The sequence below is a fragment of the Pseudomonas sp. SK genome, assembly GCF_012975065.1.
Classification (GTDB): domain Bacteria; phylum Pseudomonadota; class Gammaproteobacteria; order Pseudomonadales; family Pseudomonadaceae; genus Aquipseudomonas; species Aquipseudomonas anuradhapurensis.
This window is the reverse complement of sequence record NZ_CP051857.1, coordinates 1,589,616-1,610,519: the sequence shown is the minus strand read 5'-3', so window position 1 is coordinate 1,610,519 and position 20,904 is coordinate 1,589,616. Positions and strand designations below refer to the sequence as shown.

Below are 20,904 nucleotides of genomic sequence, written 5' to 3'. Positions count from 1 at the left end.
CGCCCCCTCGGAAAAAGGCCGCCACTCTACCATAGGCGCGCCGGGGGCTCATCTGCCGGAGGTCAGGGAATTGGCGCTGGGGCCAGAGGGGGATGCCTTGGTTCGGCATCAGGGCGGACAGGTGCTCGCCATCACAGATGCAGCGCCTGTGAGATCGAGCGCCGCCCGCGCGGCGCATCGCGGATAAATCCGCTCCTACATTTGTTGCAACGTGGCCATTCCTGTGAGGCCATGGTTGTCAGCCTGGTTGGCATGACGGGATTCTTGGGTGGGCATTGATGCCGCCTCGCCTGCCTTGAGACATGCACCAAGGCAGGCAACCATGGCGTAACAGGTTCGGCACGTTGCAACAAATGTGGGAGGCGCGCCGGGGCTCATCTGCCGGAGGTCAGGGAATTGGCGCTGGGGCCAGAGGGGGATGCCTTGGTTCGGCATCAGGGCGGACAGGTGCTCGCCATCACGGATGCAGCGCCTGTGAGATCGAGCGCCGCCCGCGCGGCGCATCGCGGATAAATCCGCTCCTACATTTGTTGCAACGTGGCCATGCCTGTGAGGCCATGGTTGTCAGCCTGGTTGGCATGACGGCATTTTTGGGTGGGCATTGATGCCGCCTCGCCTGCCTTGAGACATGCACCAAGGCAGGCAACCATGGCGTAACAGGTTCGGCACGTTGCAACAAATGTGGGAGCGGATTTATCCGCGATGCGCCGCGCGGGCGGCGCTCGATCTCACAGGCGCTGAAAATCCAAAGGCAAGCACCTGCAAGCCACTGCACCCTACCGTGCCGAATCCCGCCAGAACCGTCGCTGTTCCCGCACGCTTTCAACCGCCCCATGACGCCCCAACACCAACCGCAACGCCCCCTCCACCGCCGTGTCATGCATCACCACCCCATGCCGCCGATAACGTTCGACCACCTGCGCATGCGGGTGCCCGAAGCTGTTGTTGCGCCCTCGCGACACCAGCACCCCACGCGGCGCCGTGGCCCGAATGAACGCCTCGGTGGAAGAACTCCGGCTGCCATGATGCGGCGCCTGCAACCAATCCATACGGGGTGTGTCGGTGGCCGCCAACCAGGCCTGCTCGGCAGCCGCCTCCATATCGCCTGCCAACAGCAAACGCTCGCCCTGCGCCTCGACCAGCAACACGCAGGACCGGTCATTGCTGCTCTGCCCGTCAGCCCAGCGCCACAGCGAAAAATGCACCCCATCCCATGCCCATTGCTCGCCACTGGCACACGGCTGCAACTGGAGATCTTGCAGCGCTTCACCACCGATGGCGCGCCGTACCGGCAAACCACGCGCTATCGCCGCAGCACCGCCGGCATGGTCGGCGTGGGCGTGGCTGACCAGCAGCAGGTCCAGGCGGCGCACCCCCAGCTTGCGCAGGGTCGGCAGCACCACCCGTTCGCCCAGGTCGGTGTCGCCCCTGGCCGGCCCGGCGTCGTACAGCAGGTCGTGATGCCGCGTACGCAACAGCACCGCCAGGCCCTGGCCGACATCCAGTTGCCAGACCTCGACGTGCCCGAACGGCAGCGTCGCCCTCGGCACCGACAATGCCAGCAGCATGACCCCACCCAGGCCACGCAGCGGTACCCCACGGGGCAGCAGCAATAGCCAGGTACCCAGGCAGACCAGCAGCCAGGCCCACCACGGCAGCACCGGCGGCAGCCATGCCGGGCGCTGCTGTGCCACCAGCGCCAGCAGCCGGAACAACCCGTCGAGCAAGCCACCCGCCAACCACAACAATGCCTCGCCTACCCCACCCAGCGGCAACAGCAGCGTGCCCAGCAACGCCAGCGGCAGTACCGCCAGGCTGACCCACGGTACCGCCACAAGGTTGGCCAGCGGCGCACTCAGGCTCACCGGCAAGCCGGTGGCCAGCAGCACCGGCAGCAAGCCGATGGCGATCACCCATTGCGCCCGCGTCCAGGCCTGCCAGGGCCGCCAGCCGCCCAGCCGCGCACTGAAGCAGTAGGCAAGCGTGGCCACCGCTGCAAACGACAGCCAGAACCCGGGCAACAGCGCCGCCAGCGGCTCAACCAGCAGCACGGCAACCAGCGCCAGCAGCAAGGGCAAGGCCGCGCCAAGATGGCGGAAGCGCAGGCGCCAGAGCAGCACCACGGCCAGCATCAGGCAGGCGCGCTGCACCGGCACGCCAGCCCCGGCCAGCCAGCCGTAGGCCAGCGCCGCCGCCATGGCCAGGCCACACGCCGAGGGCAACCAGGGCAGCCGTGCCGGCCACAGCCCCCAACGCGCCAGCCCGGCGACCAGGCCATACAGCAAGCCGGCGACCAGGCCGATGTGCTGCCCGGAAATCACCAGCAGGTGCACCGTGCCGGTAGCCTGCAACGTCTGCCAGTCGTGCCGCGCCAGGCCCGTGCCGTCGCCCAGCACCAGGGCGACCAACGCCGCCTCGCGGCCATGGGCGTCGATCGCCAGCAGGCGCTGGCGCAGGCGGTCACGCCAGCCGCCGGCAACCGGCGCCAGCAGTTGCCCGGCCTTGACCGTACCGGTGGCACCGATGCGCCGCGCCAGCAACTGGGCCTCCAGGTCCGGCCCATGCGGGTTGAGCAACCCGACCGGGCGCTGCAGGGTCGCCGCCAGCCGCCACTGCTCTCCTGCGCGCAGCGGTGGCCCGTCGAACCAGCTCAGCTGCAGGCGCTGCGGCAGGTCGGCGCGCCGCGAACGGGCCCCTTGCAGCTCGAAGCGTACCCCGTGCGCGGTGCGGGTCGGCAGGCCGACCACCCGGCCCTCCAGCCACAGGGTACGGCCTTCCAGCCCGGGCGCCAGGCGGTCATCCAGGGCCAGCTGCGCCGAGCCAAGCGCCCAGCACAGGCCCAGCAGGAAGCAACCCAGCGGCCACAGCCGGATGAACAGGCAGACGCCAGCGCCAACGGCCAGTAGCACCAGCCATCCGACCGACGGCAACGCGGGGAAAAAGCCCAGGCACAACAGCCCGAGCGCGAGCGCAAACATCCCTGTGCGCATGAGGTAGAGCTCCAGAAGCAAAATCACCTTCTGAGGCATAGCCCAATTGCCGGCAGCGCTTGCTCAACAATTGTCACAAACTCTAAACGAGGCTGATCGGGAATCAGGGCATACTGCCCGGATCAACGCTCCGGGAGCCTACATGCCGCGCCGACTTTTCAAACGCTACATGCCGGATCCGACCAGCATTCGCGAACACAAGTCCTTACGCTTTTTTGGCAAGCTGCTGCACGACCCGAACCTCTGGCACTTGAACCGGCACTCGGTAGCCCGGGCCATGGGGGTCGGCCTGTTCGCGGCCCTGATCCCCATTCCCATGCAGATGCTGCTGGCGGCTGCACTGGCGATTCCGGTGCGCGGCAACCTGCCGATCGCTGTCAGCCTGGTATGGCTGACCAACCCGCTGACCATGCCACCGGTGTTCTTCGTCACCTACATGACCGGCGCCTGGCTGATGCAGGTTCCGCCGCGCAGCCTGCCCGACGAGCTGACCTTCGCCTGGATCAGCGACCAGCTGGCCACGCTATGGCAGCCGTTCCTGCTGGGTTCGCTGGTGTGCGGGGTGGTGCTGGGTGTCGTCGCCTACTTCACTACCCTGCTGTACTGGCGCTGGTGGATTGGCCGGCAGTGGCGCCGGCGCAAGCTCAGGTGTTCAGGCGCGCATGCCGCGGCCGCTGACCAGCAGGCGAACGCACAGCACGTAGAGCACCGCGGTGGCGACCAGCATGAAGGTAATCGCCGTGCCAATGCTGATATCCGACACCCCTAGGATGCCGTAGCGGAACGAGTTGACCATGTGCAGCACCGGGTTGGCCAGCGACACGGTCTGCCAGAACGGCGGCAGCAGGTTGATCGAATAGAACACCCCGCCCAGGTAGGTCAGCGGCGTCAGGACAAAGGTCGGGATGATCGAGATATCGTCGAAATTGCGCGCGAACACGGCGTTGACGAAGCCCAGCAAGGAGAAGATGGTGGCGGTCAGCAGCACCACGCCCACGGTCACGCCCAGGTGATGCACCTGCAGGTGGGTGAAGAACAGCGACAGGAAGGTCACGATCACCCCCACCGCCAGGCCACGCAGCACCCCACCCAGCACATAACCGACGAGGATGGTGTGCGGCGATACCGGCGATACCATCAGCTCTTCGATCGAACGCTGGAACTTGCTGCCGAAGAAGCTCGACACCACGTTGCCGTAGGAGTTGGTGATCACCGACATCATGATCAGCCCCGGCACGATGTACTCCATGTAGCTGAAGCCACCCATGTCGCCGATCTGCCGACCGATCAGGTTACCGAAGATGACGAAGTACAGGACCATGGTGATCGCCGGCGGCAGCAGGGTCTGCGGCCAGATGCGCAGGAAGCGCCGCACTTCGCGGTAGACGATGGTATTCAGGGCGACCCAGTTGGTGCGCAGCTCGACACTCATACCGCCACCTTCGACAGGTTTTTTTCCACCAGGGACACGAACAGCTCCTCGAGTCGGTTGGTCTTGTTACGCAAGCTCTGGACCTCGATGTTCTGCAGCGCCAGCTGGCCGAACAACGCGGTGATGCCGATGTCCTTGTCCACTTGCACTTCCAGGGTGTGCGGGGTCAGCAGGCGGCAGGGGTAGCCCTGCAGCGCCGGCGCCGTGGCCAGGTCGTGCTTGAGGTCGAGGACGAAGGTTTCGACATGCAGCTTGCCCAACAGCTGGCGCATGCTGGTGTTCTCGACGATGGTGCCGTGGTCGATGATGCCGATGTTGCGGCACAGCTGCTCGGCCTCTTCCAGGTAGTGGGTGGTGAGGATGATGGTGATGCCTTTCTGGTTCAGCTCGGTGAGGAAGCTCCACATCGAGCGGCGCAGTTCGATGTCCACGCCGGCAGTGGGCTCGTCGAGAATCAGCAGGCGCGGTTCGTGGATCAGTGCACGGGCGATCATCAGCCGGCGCTTCATGCCGCCGGACAGCGAACGCGACTGCACGTCGCGCTTGTCCCACAGGCCCAGCTGGGTCAGGTACTGTTCGGCGCGCTCCTTGGCCAGCTTGGGCGGGATGCCGTAGTACCCGGCCTGGGTCACGACGATGTCGAAGGTCTTCTCGAACTGGTTGAAGTTGAACTCTTGCGGCACCACGCCCAGGCAGCGCTTGAGCGCGGCCGGTTCGCGGTCGAGGTCATGGCCGAATACGTTGACCGTCCCGCTGGTCTTGTTGACCAGGGTCGAGAGGATGCCGATGGTGGTGGATTTGCCGGCGCCGTTGGGGCCGAGCAAGGCGAAGAAGTCGCCTTCGGCAACATCCAGGTCGATGCCCTTGAGGGCCTGGAAGCCGTTGCCGTAGGTCTTGGTTAACTGTCGGATCGACAGGGCAGAACTCATAGCGGGTCACTTACCAGAAAAAAAGGTGCAGGACACGCCAGGCAAAGTCACTGGCGCAGTGAGTGCGGCCAATGGTGCTTGGCCTGGCCGCACAAGTACAGTCACATGTATTGATAATGACTATCGAAGCATGCGTGGTGTTCGATCAGGTCAGCGCTGTCATCACCGCCGCCTGGTAGGCCGGGCGTGCCTTGAGGCGCTCGTACCAGGCTTGGAGGTGATGCATGGCCGGGCGCTCGATGGGCATTTCGAACCAGGCATAGATGAAGCTGCCCAGTGGAATGTCGCCCATGCCGATGCGCTCGCCGGACAGGTACGGTTGCCTGGCCAGGGTTTCGTCGGCGATGGCCAGCAACGCGGCGCATTGCTTGTGCGCGGCATTGATCGCCACCCAGTCACGCTGGTCTTCAGGGGTGCGCAGCAGGCCCCAGAACAACGGGCGGAACGGGCCGGCGAAAGACGAGGTGGTCCAGTCCATCCACTTGTCGGCCAGGGCGCGCTGGCGTGGGTCCTGGAGATACCAGCCCTGCTCCGCACCGTACTCGGCGCACAGGTAGCGGACGATGGTATTGGATTCCCACAGGGTCAGGTCACCGTCTTCGAGCATCGGCACCAGGCCGTTGGGGTTGCGGGCCCGGTAATGCGGCTCATTGACCACGCCGAAAGCGCCACCGGCGTCGATGGACTCGAACTCCAGGCCCAACTCGTGGGCGATCCACAGCGCCTTGCGCACATTGCTCGAATTCTTGCGGCCCCAGATCTTCAGCATGGCAACGTCCTTATGAAATGCGGAGGTGACACAGTCTACTCCAGAGTTTTGTTGCCTGTACCGGCCCGATCGCCCGCGTGCCAGCGATTGGGCCGGTACAGGCAACGCCATGCTGAAACTCCTGGCGCCCCACCCTTGTCACTGTTCTGACCCTGTCGTCCACAGCGTTGCGTCTAAGCTATCCGGGACGGCTCAAGCCCCTGGTTCCAAGGAGGACCGATTATGTTGCTGTTGTGGTTGGTGGTATTGGTGGTCGGCGCGGCGTACCTCACGCACCGGCGCCTGGCGCCCTTGCAGATTCTCGGCATCATGGCCGGCTACGTGCTGCTGATGAGCATTTTCAGCCGTGCCCCCGGCTGGTTGCTGACCCTGATCTGGCTCGTGCTGGGCGTGAAATTTGCCCTGGTGGCGCTGCCGGAATGGCGCCGCAAGGTGTTCACCGGCCCGGTGTTCAACTGGTTCCAGCGCACCCTGCCGCCCATGTCGCAGACCGAGCGCGAAGCGATCGACGCCGGCACCGTGTGGTGGGACGGCGAGCTGTTCAGCGGCCGCCCCGACTGGCGCACCCTGCTTGCCTACCCGGCACCGCAGCTGACCGAAGAGGAACAGGCCTTCCTCGACGGCCCGACGGAACAACTGTGTGCCATGGTCAGCGACTGGCAGATCGGCCAGGACATGGACCTGCCCCCCGAAGCCTGGGCGCATATCAAGCAGCATGGCTTCTTCGCCCTGATCATTCCCAAGGAATATGGCGGCAAAGGCTTCTCGGCCTACGCCCACTCGCAGGTGGCGATGAAACTGGCGACCCGCAGCGGCGACCTGGCGTCCACGGTGATGGTGCCCAACTCGCTCGGCCCGGCCGAACTGCTGCTGCATTACGGTACCGACGAACAGCGCAACCACTACCTGCCGCGCCTGGCCCGTGGCGAGGAAATTCCCTGCTTTGCCCTGACCGGCCCACTGGCCGGCTCCGACGCTGGTGCGATGCCCGACAGCGGCGTGGTGTGCAAGGGCCAATGGCACGGTGAAGAAGTCCTCGGCCTGCGCCTGAACTGGGAAAAGCGCTACATCACCCTGGGCCCGGTCGCTACCCTGCTGGGCCTGGCGTTCAAGGCCTACGACCCGGACCACCTGCTGGGTGATCAGGAAGAACTCGGCATCAGCCTGGCGCTGATCCCGACTGACACCCCCGGCGTGGACATCGGCAAGCGGCACCTGCCACTGGGCGCCGCGTTCATGAACGGCCCCAACAGCGGCAAGGACGTGTTCGTGCCGCTGAGCTTCCTCATCGGTGGCCAGGCCATGCTCGGCAAGGGCTGGATGATGCTGATGAATTGCTTGTCGGTCGGCCGCTCCATCTCCCTGCCCGCGGTGGGCACTGGCGCGGCCAAGTACACCAGCCTGGTCACCGGCCAGTACGCCAACATCCGTGAACAGTTCAATGTGCCGCTGGCGGCCTTCGAGGGCATTCAGGAATCGCTGGCGCGCATCGCCGGCAACGCCTGGCTGATGGACAGCGCGCGTCTGCTGACCGCCAAGGCCGTCGACCTGGGCGAGAAGCCCTCGGTGCTGTCGGCGATCCTCAAGTATCACCTGACCGAGCGCGGTCGCGAATGCATCCAGCACGCCATGGACGTGCATGGCGGCAAGGGCATCATCATGGGCCCCAACAATTACCTCGGCCGCAACTGGCAAGGCGCACCGATTTTCATCACGGTAGAAGGGGCCAATATCCTCTCGCGCAACCTGATGATCTTTGGCCAGGGTGCCATCCGCTGCCATCCGTTCGTGCTCAGGGAAATGGCCCTGGCCGGGCGCGAGGACCGCGACCAGGCATTGCAGGAATTCGACGACCTGCTGATGCAGCACATCATGTTCGCCGCGGGCAACGCGGCCAGCACACTGGTATTCAACCTGGGGCTGGGGCGCCTGGAAAACGTGCCCGGTGACACCCTGAGCCAAGGCTACTTCCGCGCCTTGAACCGCCAGGCCGCGGCCTTTGCGCTGCTGGCGGACTTGTCGATGATGCTGCTGGGCGGCGCACTCAAGCGCCGCGAGCGCCTGAGCGCACGGCTGGGCGATGTGCTGAGCTACCTGTACCTGGCCAGTGCCGCGCTCAAGCGTTACCACGACCTGGGCGCGCCGGAGCACATGCAGGCGCTGCTGCGCTGGGCCATGGAAGAAAGCCTGGGCCAGGCGGAAAAGGCCCTGGACCGCCTGCTCGACAACTTCCCCAACCGCTTTGTCGGCTGTGCGCTACGGCTACTGGTGTTCCCCTTCGGCCGCCTCCATACCGGGCCGAGCGACGAGCTGGATGCCGAGGTCGCAGCACTGATTGGCCGCAACAAAGGCGATCCGGCACTGGAGGAGTTGCTTGCAGGCTGCTTCAGGCCACAGGCCGACGGCGACCCGGTGGCGGCGCTGCAACGCGCCAGCGACCTGCTGGACGAGACCGCCCCGCTGTACAAGGCGTTGCATCAGGCAATCAAGGAAGGCCGAGTGCAACCCGCACCCGGCCAGTCGGCGATCGACGCAGCGGTCGCCAGCGCGGTGCTGCAGCCAGGCGAAGGGCAACGCCTGCACGCAGCGGAACAGGCACGCCGCGCAGTGATCGATGTCGATGCCTTCGACAAGGCCCAGTTGCTGGCGGAACCGGGCAAGGTTCGCTGATCGGCCCTGCCGGGAAGGGGCCGCTTTGCGGCCCCTTCCCCATCCCGCGTATACTCCGCGCCCGTTTCGACCACACCGAGGACCGCCACCATGGCCAACCCCCATCTGGAATACCACCTGCAACTGCTGAACCACCTGCGCACCATCCTGGTCGCCCTGGGTGAAGCGGATCAGGTACCGGAGGAAAGCCACGCCCTGTTCCTCGAGCGCTTCGATGAACTGCTGACCCTGCTGCCGCAAGACCCGCTGCAAAGCCAGTACCTGGGCCAGGACCTGATCTGCCAGGTGATCCAGCGCTACCCGCAGATCGCGCACCTGGTCCCCCGCGACCTGCTGTGGTTCTTTGCCGGTGACTGCCTGCACTTCATGCCCGACGAAGAGCTGGCGCTGTACCAGCAGCTGGAAGAACGCCGCTACGAAGCCGAGCAGGCGGGCGAACCGTTCGACTGGAACCTGGAAAAGCAGCTGCTGGGCGCCCAGCAAGGCCCCGCCAGCACGCACTGACGGCCACGCACAGGCTGCGATGCAACATGCGCAGCCTGTTCACCCGGCCTTTTCAGGGAGCAAAAAAAAACGCCACCTCATAAGAGATGGCGTTTTCTGAATTGGAGCGGGAAACGAGACTCGAACTCGCGACCCCGACCTTGGCAAGGTCGTGCTCTACCAACTGAGCTATTCCCGCAATTTGAAGCTTTTACCGCTAATCGGCGTGAAGCGCCTTTACGACCTTCACCACCACTGCACCGTGCGAACGCCACAGTATTTAAACTGGAGCGGGAAACGAGACTCGAACTCGCGACCCCGACCTTGGCAAGGTCGTGCTCTACCAACTGAGCTATTCCCGCATTTGGCGTCCCCTAGGGGACTCGAACCCCTGTTACCGCCGTGAAAGGGCGGTGTCCTAGGCCACTAGACGAAGGGGACACACAACACTTTTCAGTGCACCAGACATGAACCTCACGATTCACCCTGGATTTTCTTTTCCTGCCTCGCCACAAGGCGCTGCCGGATAAACTGGAGCGGGAAACGAGACTCGAACTCGCGACCCCGACCTTGGCAAGGTCGTGCTCTACCAACTGAGCTATTCCCGCAATTTGGCGTCCCCTAGGGGACTCGAACCCCTGTTACCGCCGTGAAAGGGCGGTGTCCTAGGCCACTAGACGAAGGGGACACGCTGCTGGCATCGCTGCCTGCTTTCACTCCCTGCCGCGTTTCGCTGTGTGCTTTACGCTGCAAGTGGCGCGCATTCTATGGATGCTTGGCAGAGGCGTCAACCCCTTTGTAGAAATTTATTTAAATCAACGACTTCCGGGCGCGGGGTGCAGATCTGCAGGCGGCGGCCGATATAAGGAAAGCCTGCCAATAAAGGGGCCGGCACAGGTACATGGTGGCTGTTCGTCCCCAGGCGAACTTACTACACTCAAAGGTGTGATTCATCTTCAACGAGGCATTAACGGTGACACCACTTCTGATCACCCTGCTCATCGTGGCGGGTATCGCGTTGCTGATCGTGATCGGCTACCTCAACAACGTGGTCGAGAACAGCAAGCTCGAGCGCGCCCGGCTGAAGATCGAGCTGGCCGACCGCCTGCGCCGCTGTGGCGAAATCACCGAGACCTTCCCCGGCCAGTTCATGACCCCGGCGCTGAAGCTGCTGCTGACCCGCCTGGAGCTCAACCTCAACCAGCGCCAGCTGGCACTGGACAAGCACAACGCCGAACTCAAGGCACGCATTGCCGAACTGGAGGGGCTGATTGCCCTGGGCGGGAAGATCCCGGTAAACAACCCGCCCAGCCCGATCCAGACCGAGGTCAAGGCCAAGGACGTGCGCTTTTTGCTGGAGGCGCTGCACAACCAGGTGACCCGCGCCGCCCAGGAAGGCTTCCTGCCCACCCCCGAGGCCAAGCAGTGGGTCAAGGAAATCCGCCATGTGCTGGTGCTGCTGCATATCGAGTTCTTCAACAACCTCGGCCAGCAAGCCCTGCAGAAGGGCCAGCCGGGCCAGGCGCGCCTGGCTTTCGAGCGCGGCGTGCAGTACCTGCGCAAGCAGCCGGAGCCGAAGGCCTATGAAGAGCAGCTGACCTACCTGGAGAAACTGCTGGCCCGGGCCAACGCCCAGGTGCTGGAAAACATGGAGCCGGCAGAGAACGAGCAGAACGAACTCACCCAGGGGCTCAAGACCGATGACGAAGAGACCTGGAAGAAGCGGGTAATCTACGATTGACCCGCAGGCGTTGCCGCTCGATGCAAGAAGCAATGCCAATAACGGAGCAAACCGCAACAGCACGCCACGCATTCAGGTATCGCGGCGTGCTGTTGCGTTGGCTCAACTGACAGCGATCACGCTCTGCTGCTGAGCCATCAATGCACGGCCACGGCTGGAGCTTGTAGCACGATAAGTTACAAACGTATCGATCTGATCGCGCACCACGGAGCTATCCCCCCCGCCCACTGCATGCCCCCAAGTGATCACCCTGCCATCCCGCCGCAACGCGACAAAACCATAGGTATTGCCGTAAAGCGCCTGGATGTCCACCAGCTCACTGGCTACCGCGGCAGGAATACTACCTCCGACCGTGGTGTTACCCCAGGCCTTTACCGTACCGTCATGGCTGAGCACGGCGAAAGCATAGGAGGAGCCGGCTACCTGCACCACGTTGGTCAGCTCCGAGATGTAACCCGGCACTGTACCTCCAGAGGCTGTTTCTCCCCAGGCCACCACGCTACCGTTACGGCGTACCGCCGCAAAAGCCCGCCCTGTGGAAACCACGTCGATGATGTCGGAAATCCCCTCGAAACCCGCAGGCAGGGTACCTCCAACAGAAGGAGTGCCCCAGGCCACCAAGTGGCCCGTTGCCCTTTGCGCCACAAAGGCATGATCGTTAGAGCAACACAGCCGGACAATATCGATGACGTGGGCCACCGGCTTGGCATCACCGCCGCTGGCCGGAGCCCCCCAGGCCACCACTGTGCCATTGGCGCGCCTGGCAGCAAATGCGAGACCACTGCCGAGGATATCCACGATATCAGTCAAGTTCCCCAAGTCTACCGGCACAGTACCACCGTTCACAGGCGATCCCCATGCCACCACCTGGTTTGTCTTGCGCAGTGCGGCGAAGGCAGAGGACGAAGGGACGACCCGCACAATGTCGGTGAGCCCATTAATCGGTTCAGGCACGGGTACGCCATACGTACTCGTCCCCCAGGTTACGACAGACCCCGTTTCCTTGATACCGGCAAAGGCGTACGCGTTGCCACATACCTCACGGAACCCGTATGGCGAAACCGATCCCATGCTTCCCCCTTGAGCGGCATTCCCCCACACCATGACGTGCCCACCCACCCGACGCACTGCGTAGGCAGTGGCTGTACAGCTAACCTCGACAACATCATTGAGCGTCATGATCAGAGCCGGAATCTCCCCGCCATAGGCAGGGTAGCCCCAGCCTCGAACGCGCCCATCGTTACGCAGTGCAACAAAAGCTCCAGTTCCGGCCGGTGACGTAGAATAAATACCATTGCCGATGATATTGGCCGGATTCAATGTGACCTGGTCATCCAAGGTTCGTACTTGCAGAGGCAGATCTGGCCGAGTGTCCAGCCACTCTTGTGCACTGCTCCATTCATTGGCCCCGCTATATCGCCACTCAGCCATCACCGGTTTGCCCGTATCGGCCTGATAGGCCTTCAACCAGCGAGAGGTATAGGGAGCCCGACGGGCGCTCCGATTATGCCGGGCTCCAAAAATCCGCAGCAGGCCTTTGCCAATGTTTGTTCGCACATCGTATTCGACAGTACCCGAGCGTTTCTCAGGCAGGTTGCCGCCTGGCAGCACTATATAGGTAACGCCTATGCTGCCGTTTTCATTCGCTTTGATGACGGAGTAGCCAATCGGGAAGCGCTGTGCGCCTGCCACGGTCACGGGGTGCGTCTGAGTGTCCGGGTAGCCCCCGGTCACTTCTATGCGCACCTTGTCCAGCGGTTGCAGACCAGCGCTGGCGGCGATGAACAGCGTAGCACCGTCCCGAACACGCTCGGGGTCGATGATCGCCTCCTCATCGGCTTCTTCAATGAGCGGGTCCGGAAGCGCTGGCTCGGTAAATTCAAGCACTGTGAATTCAACCGGAGCAGAGGGCTCTTCTGGCCCAACACCTCCCCGGAGGACGAAATAGGTCACGGTGATCTTGCTGTTTTCGTTCCCCATGATCACTTCAGCGTCAATCTTGAACCGCTGGCTACCTGCCACGGTCACGGTGTGTGTCTCATCGTCAGGGTGCGCCCCCGTCACTTTGATACGCACCTTGTCCTGCGGTTGCAACCCGGCACCAGCGCCGATTACCACCGTTGCACCTTCCATGACACGTGCGGGATCGATGACCCGCTGTTCAGTGGCCTCTTCGATGACCAGTTCCGGAAGCGCTGGCTCGCTAAACTCAAGCACTGTGAATTCAACCGGAGCAGAGGGCTGTTCTGGCCCAACACCTCCCCGGAGGACGAAATAGGTCACGGTGATCTTGCTGCTCTCGTTACCTCTGATCACTTCAGCGGCAATCTTGAACCGCTGTCCACCTGTCGTCTCCACGGGGTGCGTCTGATCGTCCGGGTACGCCCCCTTCACTTCGATACGCACCTTGTCCTGCGGTTGCAACTCGGCGCTGGCGTCGATGAACACCGTTGCCCCTTCCGGGACGAGTGCGGGATCGATGACCCGCTGTTCAGTGGCCTCTTCGATGACCAATTCCGGCAGTACTGGCTTGCCAATTTCAAGCACTGTGAAGTCAACCGGAGCAGAGGGCTGTTCTGGCCCAACACCTCCCCGGAGGACGAAATAGGTCACGGTGATCATGCTGTTTTCGTTCCCCATGATCACTTCAGCGGCAATCTTGAACCGCTGTCCACCTGTCGTCTCCACGGGGTGCGTCTGATCGTCCGGGTACGCCCCCTTCACTTCGATACGCACCTTGTCCTGCGGTTGCAACTCGGCGCTGGCGTCGATGAACACCGTTGCCCCTTCCGCGACAAGTGCGGGATCAATGACCCGCTCTGCCGTGGCTTCTTCGATGACCAGTTCCGGAAGCGCTGGCTCGCTAACTTCAAGCACTGTGAATTCAACCGGAGCAGAAGGCTGTTCTGGCTGAACACCTCCCCGGAGGACGAAATAGGTCACGGTGATCTTGCTGTTTTCGTTCCCCTTGATCACTTCAGCGTCAATCTTGAACCGCTGGCTACCTGCCTCGGTCACGGTGTGGGTCTTATTGTCCGGGTACGCCCCCGTCACTTCGATACGCACCTTGTCCTGCGGTTGCAACCCGGCGTCGGCGCCAATGAACACTGTTGCACCGTTCGCGACAAGTGCGGGATCGATGACCCGCTCTGCAGTGGCTTCTTCGATGACCAGCTCCGGAAGCGCCGGGACAGCAGCCCCGACTTGCAGCGTCAACGGTTCGGAGTAACTGGGCCCTCCTCCCTCCGCCCGCTCGACCCAGTAAGACGCCACCACCGTATGACCGTCGTTATCGGCTACCAGTCTTTTATTGATGGTCAATTCAAAATATTCGCGGTTGAAGTTGGTACTGGTGATCTTGATCCAGTCTTCCAGTGACGCCTCATCCGTGCCATTCCAGTTGAAATGCAGTACATCGCCTATCTTGATACGCGCGTAGCGCTGCACCACCAGCTTGGTACCACCGACCGGTACCTTTTCGGGATCGAGCACCCAGCTGCCATCTGCCTGTTGCTCTGCGTAGCTGACACTCGGTGCTGGCAACTCAGCGCGCGGCTCACCGACGTTGAAGGTGATCGTGCGCTCCGACCTGCGCGGCGACTGACCTTCCCGCTCCAGGACGTAGAGCAGCACCAGTTTGCCGCCCTCGATTGCCTTCAGGTGTTTGCCATCGACCGAGAACGGAATCGGCTCCTTGCGCTCTACCTCACCGTTGCTGATGTCATGGGGACGGATTGCCGGGAAGTATGGCTCCAGATCCGGCCGTTCCCCCTCCCAGACCAGAGTGATCACATCGGCCGTCTGCATACTGTCGTCCCAGGGCACGTCAATGTCGGCTATCGGCAATGCAGGGTCGAGGGTGCCCTGCTGGGCATCCAGTGCCTCCGGTGCGGCCAGGCGTACAGCTTCGCCCTGAATGGTGACGAACTGGCCTCTGGACTGATAGTTGCCTTCAGCCCGCTGCTGCTCATAAGCCGGGACACCCAGGGCCTGGCGCGACGCCTCCGACTTGACCAGCTCATAGCTGAATTTCGCCTGGGTCTTGGCCAGTTGGCGCACATCTGCATTGGCAATGCCGATTTCGAGCACCACCGGCACGCTCTCGATTGGCTTGGGCGGATAAGTGATGTCCACCGGGCGCCCGTCCTCGGTCTCGCCGAACAGGCTGGCCACGATGCTGTCGCCCACCGCGAACGGCTCACCAGACGCCACCACCTGCAAGGTAGCATCGGCATCACCCAGAACCTCGAGGTCGAGGATGTTGTTCCTGGCTTCCTTCACGATGCCAGCGGCAAGTCGCGCATTGCCGGTGTCGACCACCACCCGCTGCTCGGCACTCCAGTCCTCGGATTTGTTGTCAACCAGGTCATAAACTTCAAAAGCTATCGCCAGGCCTTTTCCATCCGAATCGCCCGCCGCGAGAATCACTGCTTCCTCGACCACGATCACAACGGGATTTTCCTCGGGGTTATCTGCCTGTTCCCGGGTCACAGTTCGGCTAACGAACTGACCGCCCCAGCTGAGGCGGATCTTGTCGTACTCGGCCATGAACGGATAAGGCAGGATGGTCACCTCCACCCCCTGCTTGGCGCGCTCCTGGTCCACCCCGTCCTTGAGCACATCCTCCGGCAAGGTGAATCTAAGCTCGGAGTGCCCGGGGTTGGAGCCGTCCTGGTCCTGGCCACCGGGACGCTCGAGCTTGACGTAGATACTGGTCGGCGCCGAAGGCTCCTCTACCTGCCCCAGTCGCTTGACCCGATAGCTGAGTTCAGCAGCGCCATTCTGCAGGTGAGTAGGCGGAGCGAAGAGCGTCTGGCGCTGGTCTACCAACTCCTTGGGAATGGTCAGGTTGCTGACCTCGTCACTGCCGAGCAGAATCCGCACCCGATCACCTTCACCCATTTGCGGCCACGCCGGGACATATAACTGCAGGCCGTTTCTGGGAAAGTTTTCACGGGCCGCCGCAAGGTTGATGCCCCATTTGTCGGTGAACACCGGGCCGGTAGCACCAGGTATCGAAAGTTCTTCAAGCACCAAGCGCCTGTCATCTGATGCCTGGGCAATGATATTGCCTGCCGATTGGTCGTTGTCCAACATTGCGCAGCTCCTTTACCGAGTGATGGATCAGTAGGAGCCATTACATGCCGTGCGGATAAAGCCCGCTACTGGCAAAAATAATAGGTACGACAGCACGAAGATCCCGAACATCGCCTGGCCCGGATAAAAAAACGGCATGCCGACCAAGGCCGGCAATGCCGATTTTTCGTGACCACTCCATAGCCCGCGCAAGCGCATCAAGTTCAGCGTTGTTGGTCCCAGTTACTTGTCAACCTAGCTTGATACCGTTAAACAATGGACCTATCTGCGCAGACCTCCCTTCACCACCGCCGTTCATGTCCTTGTGATAGGCCTCGTTTTTCCAGAAAGGCCACGGGTTGAAACCTCCCCACTGATCCCGCGCCCAGTAAACCCCGCCTGGCCAGCCGATCTGGCCAAGCCCACCGCCTGCCCTGTACTGATTGAAGACCTCCCGCAATTCGCTCATCCAGATGCGCTGATCCCACCCTACGATGTACTGGGCAGACGACATCAAATACATGCGAATGACATTCTGCACCGTCACGTTGTAGCTCACCATTTGCTGGGCCTGGTCGCGCACGGTGATGACAGCACTGCCATTGCCACGCGACCTGACGGTACCGTTGCTATCGACGCTCGCGACTGCCGTATTGCTGGAGCTGTATTCATATGGCGGTACACCGCCACTGGCCACGCGTTGCCGCGACGTGTTGGCCGGCGCCACGCTGGGCCCCTGGCCATTATCACCACGCACGAAGAGCCTGCCATTGAGTACCATGGGGCTGGTATCGATCACCAACGGCGGCCGGTTCTCGACCGTGACGATCCACTCGCCGGAAACCGGCTGGTTGCCATATAGGCCTTTCGCGGTGAACGCATGACGACCAACGGCAAGCCCCGACATCGGTGTCTCCCAGTTGCCCCCAGGTGCGGCTACGGTAGGCCCAGCCGTGCCATTGTCCAGCACCTCCACTTTCAGCCCGGCTTGAGCGGTGCCATAAAGGGTCAGCCCGGTTTCATAGGTGCGGCCACCATTACCAATCGGCTGGCCCTTGCTATCGACCACACGGGTGATGGCTGGCGTGGCACCTTGGCGCATTTCGAAGCTATGGCCGCTCGACTCCAGCTTGCTGCCGTACAACGCCACAGCCTTGACCAGGTGCTGGCCGACGCTCAGGGCAGAAACCACAGCGCTCCAGTTGCCGCTGCCATCGACCGGTGCCTGGCCCTTGGGCGTGGCACCGTCGAACAGTTCGACCCGCCGCCCGATACTCGCCGTGCCAGTGACCGTTACACTGGAGTCGTAGGTGAAACCATTGTTGGCAACGTCCCCCAGGCTGTCCTGCACCCTGACGATGCTCGGTGCCACTTCCTCCACCACCGTGAATGTGCGAGCGTCCGAAACCAGGCCAGCGCCATACAACGCCTTGGCCGTCAAACTGTAGGCGCGGCGCTCGAGCCCGGCCATGGGATGGCTCCAGTTGCCGCTTGCATCAACCGGCACCTCACCCAACGAGTTGACACCTTCGAAAAGCTCGATCTTCTGGTTGATACTGGCCTTGCCGGCCAGGCTCACCTGCGCATGTACCGTGGTACCGCCTTGCGCCACCTCGCCGTCGCTGTCCCTGACACTGGTAATGCTCGGCCTGATTTCCTCATAGACGGTGAACGTCCTCACCGCCGATTCTTCACCTGCGCCATACAGTGCCTTGGCCCTGACGCCATAGACCTTGATCGGCAGCTGATTGAGCCGTAACGTCCAGATGCCCCCAGGGCTGACGGTCGGCGCGCCCAGGCTGTCATTGCCGTCGAAGATTTCAACCTGTTCATTGGCACTCGCTTCGCCGCCCAGGGTAAGCGCGGTATCGACCGTCGCACCGCCATCGGGGACTTCGCCCCGGGAGTCCAGGACGCTGATGATGGTCGGGAAGATATAGTCGACCACTGTAAACCGGCGCACTGCCGACTCCTGGTCACGGCCGTAGAGCGCCCTGACCTTGATCGCGTAGCCTTTCACCTGCAGGCTTCGCAAGGTCAGGGTCCAGTTACCGGCAATATCGGCCTGGGCGGTGTCGACCGGCACGGTGCCATCCAGGATCTGCACCGGCTGCCCGACACTGGCCTTGCCCACCAGGACGATCTGCGTATCGACCGTGGTCTTGCCGTCGGCCAATTCGCCGCGCGAGTCCTGCACACTGTCGAGGGTCGGTGCCAGCTCGGCGACCACCTCGAAGGCACGTGGCGCAGAGAGGTCCTTGTTGCCATACACGGCCCGGGCCTTCAGTTCATGACTACGGATCGTCAGGCCATCGAGGTCCACGCTCCAGGCGCCGCCAAGGTCAACATCTACGGTACGCAGACTCACTTCGCCCTCGAGCAGTTCAATTTGCAGGCCGGGGCTCGCGAGCCCGGAGACGGTTACAGTCGTATCGACCGTAGTCGCCCCTTCGGCCAGCTCGCGGCGCGAATCCTCGATGCGGGTGATGCTCGGCACGACATACGCCACTACCGTGAACTCCCAGGGCTCGGAGACCAGGCGCCTGCCGTACTGGGCCCTCGCTTTGACGCTATACGAACGCGGTACCAGGTCGGACATCGGGAAGTACCACACACCATCGGCATCGGCCCCTGCCGAGCCCACCTCGGCATCACCATCGAGCATGTCGACACCGAACCTTGCTCGCGCAGTACCGCTCAAGGTGATTGCAGTGTCGACGCTGATCCCGCCATTGGCGACAGCCCCATAGCTGTCGACGGCTGCGTCGATGGCCAAGGGGATGGGTGTGCCGATATACAGTTCGAGAAGATTAGAAATTTCGAGTTGCCCAGTGCCCGCGCGCCTGACCGTGTAAAACGCGGAAATCACGGTGCCATGCGAAAACTCCACCACTGCTGGGCTGATACGGAAATCCACCGGTCGCCCCAGTTGGCCCTGGGTAATTTCGAGCCAGTCACTGGTCGTACCGTCTGGGTACACGCTGCGCCAGTAGTACGTCAGGATATCGTCCTCAAGCCAATCGGTGTAACCAACATGCAGGGTAGCGCCATTGGGGAAGATCCATTCCGGGTCCAGCACTTCGCCATCCGACTCGAGCACCTCAGGTGCAGGCAAGGTATGGCGTAGCGTGGTCACCCGGTAATAGCTGCGATCGGATTCACGCACCCCGTAGAGCGTCGCACTGTCATTGGCGACCCGATAGTAGAGTTCCAGCGTACCGCCGGCGATTTCCTCGATGTGCTGGCCTTCAATGTGGAACTGCAATGGCTCTTCGTTGCCTGTGGCCAGCGTTTCCTGTTCGTGAAGGTAGGGAGTGCCGTCCGCGCGCGTGCCATGCCAGACCAGGTTGACCACATCACCACTCTGCATGCCTGGCCCGGCAAGCACCCAAGCCGACTCGGTACGGCCGTCAATCAGGTCTTCGATGGCTTCCAGCACGATCGGCGCCGGCAGTTGATAGATGTCGCCTTCGATGCGGGCAAATGCCCGCTTCGACGATTGCGCTGGAGAACCATCCGCCGGCCGCAATACATAGGATGCGTCTCCCGTACCCTGGGCCGTGCTTCGTACCAGGCGATTGGGAACCGTGGCTTCGAGAAGCGCGGGTACGCTTTCGACAGTCAGCGTCTGCTGATGGACAAGTGGCTCTCCACTTGCCGGCGTACCGACCCAGGTGAATTCGATGCTGTCGCCTACTGTGATCGGGGACTGGTCTGTACGGATAAACACTGTGACATCACTGGCTTTGAGTTCGACCAGGTCGATCACACCATTGACCGCCTCCTTGATGATCGGGGCATCCAGCCGCCAGGCCCCAGCCTCTACCTTGATAACGGTGGGGCGGGAGCGGTCGCTGGCAAAGTTCCACACTTCATCGTGCGGCCAATGGCTCAGTTGCAATGCGTCGGAGTCACCAGCGGCAAGGATGACGTCCTGTTCGACCAGGATTTCCACCGGGTCGTTACCTGCTGCTTCAGTTTCACTGATTACCCGCGGTACTTTCACGCTGCCCCAGTTCAGTACCACTACATCCTGCGAGGCACGGTCGGGGTAGGTATCGATGGTTACCGGCACGCCCTTGGCAGCCCACTCTGCAGTGACCCCATTGTCGATGACATCCTGCGGGACCCCGGGCCGTGGCAATTCCGAGTGCCCGGGCAGATGCGGTTCCTTGTCGACGCCGCCCGGGCGGTACTGCTTCACCCGCAGACGCAGCGGTGCCGACAGTTCGGGCGCCGTCGCGTCCTTGCGCAGCAATTCGAAATGAATGTTCTCCACCCACTCGACATTGAACCTGTCGGCAGGCAGGTAGAAAAAAATCCGTTCCCCCTCATCAGTCTCTTTAACGTCGATAGGAGGCAGCGGGTTGCCGTCGATATACACCGTCAGCACGTCTCCCTCGTACATGTCCAGATAAGGGTCGATGGCAGACAATAAACCCTTGGGATCTTCTTCGATCGTGCTGATATTGATACCGCCATCGGCTGACGCGACGGGCGTGGTCATGCCGGCTATCAGCAATGGCCGTAAAACCAGCGGAACAGAGCCATCGGCAGGAGGAGGAAAGAGCCTTGCAGAGAACCGGTTCATGAATAAGCCTCTTGGGAAAAGTGATTGCGCCATTGAACGGCTGTTACCTGCCGCCACCCAGTGACGGGGACAAACAACAGTGAACGTTGCAATCAACACTTTTCCAACTGGCAAAATTACTAGTGCGGTAAAACGTCCTGCCAGCTTTCGCCTGGGCTGTCTACTGATAAAACTGTTAGGTGGCTGGATACAACTGCTGACTTATCATGGGAGCAGATTTCTG

Annotated in this window: 10 protein-coding genes and 5 tRNA genes; 4 read left to right on the top strand and 11 right to left on the bottom strand. The window is 62.3% G+C overall.

Annotated elements, in window-relative coordinates; genetic code table 11:
• Nucleotides 1-776: 776 nt before the first annotated feature.
• On the bottom strand, nt 777-2,990 hold the full coding sequence (locus HG549_RS07395) for a DNA internalization-related competence protein ComEC/Rec2 (protein ID WP_170028900.1): 2,214 nt from the start codon (nt 2,988-2,990) through the stop codon (nt 777-779).
• A gap of 142 nt (nt 2,991-3,132) precedes the next feature.
• Between HG549_RS07395 and HG549_RS07390 the strand changes: the two genes are divergently transcribed.
• Nucleotides 3,133-3,759 carry a DUF2062 domain-containing protein gene (locus HG549_RS07390; RefSeq protein ID WP_170028899.1) on the top strand — a complete coding sequence of 209 codons (627 nt, stop codon included), beginning with the start codon at nt 3,133-3,135 and terminating at the stop codon, nt 3,757-3,759.
• Here HG549_RS07390 and HG549_RS07385 read toward each other — a convergent pair.
• The 3 genes from HG549_RS07385 to HG549_RS07375 all read right to left on the bottom strand — a co-directional run bounded on the left by HG549_RS07385 (nt 3,643) and on the right by HG549_RS07375 (nt 6,120).
• A complete protein-coding gene (locus HG549_RS07385) occupies nt 3,643-4,422 on the bottom strand; it encodes an ABC transporter permease (protein WP_170028898.1) in 780 nt (259 codons plus the stop codon). The two genes, HG549_RS07390 and HG549_RS07385, sit on opposite strands and share 117 nt — an antisense overlap.
• Nucleotides 4,419-5,351: an ABC transporter ATP-binding protein gene (locus HG549_RS07380; protein WP_170028897.1), complete on the bottom strand. Its 933-nt coding sequence runs from the start codon at nt 5,349-5,351 to the stop codon at nt 4,419-4,421. The genes HG549_RS07385 and HG549_RS07380 overlap by 4 nt, the downstream gene beginning before the upstream one ends.
• Nucleotides 5,352-5,496: 145 nt before the next feature.
• Nucleotides 5,497-6,120, bottom strand: a complete 624-nt coding sequence (locus HG549_RS07375; protein WP_170028896.1) for a glutathione S-transferase — start codon at nt 6,118-6,120, stop codon at nt 5,497-5,499.
• A gap of 222 nt (nt 6,121-6,342) precedes the next feature.
• Here HG549_RS07375 and HG549_RS07370 point away from each other — a divergent pair, with 222 nt between their 5' ends.
• Together HG549_RS07370 and HG549_RS07365 are read left to right on the top strand one after the other, a co-directional pair.
• Complete coding sequence (locus HG549_RS07370) at nt 6,343-8,790, top strand: acyl-CoA dehydrogenase (protein WP_170028895.1); 2,448 nt, start codon at nt 6,343-6,345, stop codon at nt 8,788-8,790.
• A 90-nt stretch (nt 8,791-8,880) separates the two neighbouring features.
• Nucleotides 8,881-9,294, top strand: a complete 414-nt coding sequence (locus tag HG549_RS07365; protein WP_170028894.1) for a PA2817 family protein — start codon at nt 8,881-8,883, stop codon at nt 9,292-9,294.
• 102 nt (nt 9,295-9,396) lie between these two features.
• On the opposite strand, the gene HG549_RS07360 is transcribed toward HG549_RS07365, so the two are convergent.
• From HG549_RS07360 to HG549_RS07340, 5 genes are all read right to left on the bottom strand, one after another.
• Nucleotides 9,397-9,472, bottom strand: a tRNA-Gly gene (locus HG549_RS07360).
• Nucleotides 9,473-9,559: 87 nt separating this feature from the next.
• A tRNA-Gly gene (locus HG549_RS07355) sits at nt 9,560-9,635 on the bottom strand.
• 3 nt (nt 9,636-9,638) lie between these two features.
• Nucleotides 9,639-9,714: transfer RNA gene (locus HG549_RS07350), tRNA-Glu, on the bottom strand.
• Between the two features lie 91 nt (nt 9,715-9,805).
• Nucleotides 9,806-9,881 (bottom strand) — tRNA-Gly (locus HG549_RS07345).
• A gap of 4 nt (nt 9,882-9,885) precedes the next feature.
• Nucleotides 9,886-9,961: transfer RNA gene (locus HG549_RS07340), tRNA-Glu, on the bottom strand.
• Nucleotides 9,962-10,246: 285 nt separating this feature from the next.
• Between HG549_RS07340 and HG549_RS07335 the strand changes: the two genes are divergently transcribed.
• Nucleotides 10,247-11,014, top strand: coding sequence for a hypothetical protein (locus HG549_RS07335; protein WP_170028893.1), 768 nt, complete (start codon nt 10,247-10,249; stop codon nt 11,012-11,014).
• 102 nt (nt 11,015-11,116) lie between these two features.
• Here the strand turns inward: HG549_RS07335 and HG549_RS07330 are convergent, their stop codons facing one another.
• Both HG549_RS07330 and HG549_RS07325 read right to left on the bottom strand, forming a co-directional pair.
• Entirely contained in the window at nt 11,117-16,111 is a 4,995-nt protein-coding gene (locus HG549_RS07330) for a hypothetical protein (protein WP_170028892.1), read from the bottom strand.
• A gap of 229 nt (nt 16,112-16,340) precedes the next feature.
• Nucleotides 16,341-20,681: a hypothetical protein gene (locus HG549_RS07325; RefSeq protein WP_170028891.1), complete on the bottom strand. Its 4,341-nt coding sequence runs from the start codon at nt 20,679-20,681 to the stop codon at nt 16,341-16,343.
• Nucleotides 20,682-20,904: the final 223 nt, after the last annotated feature.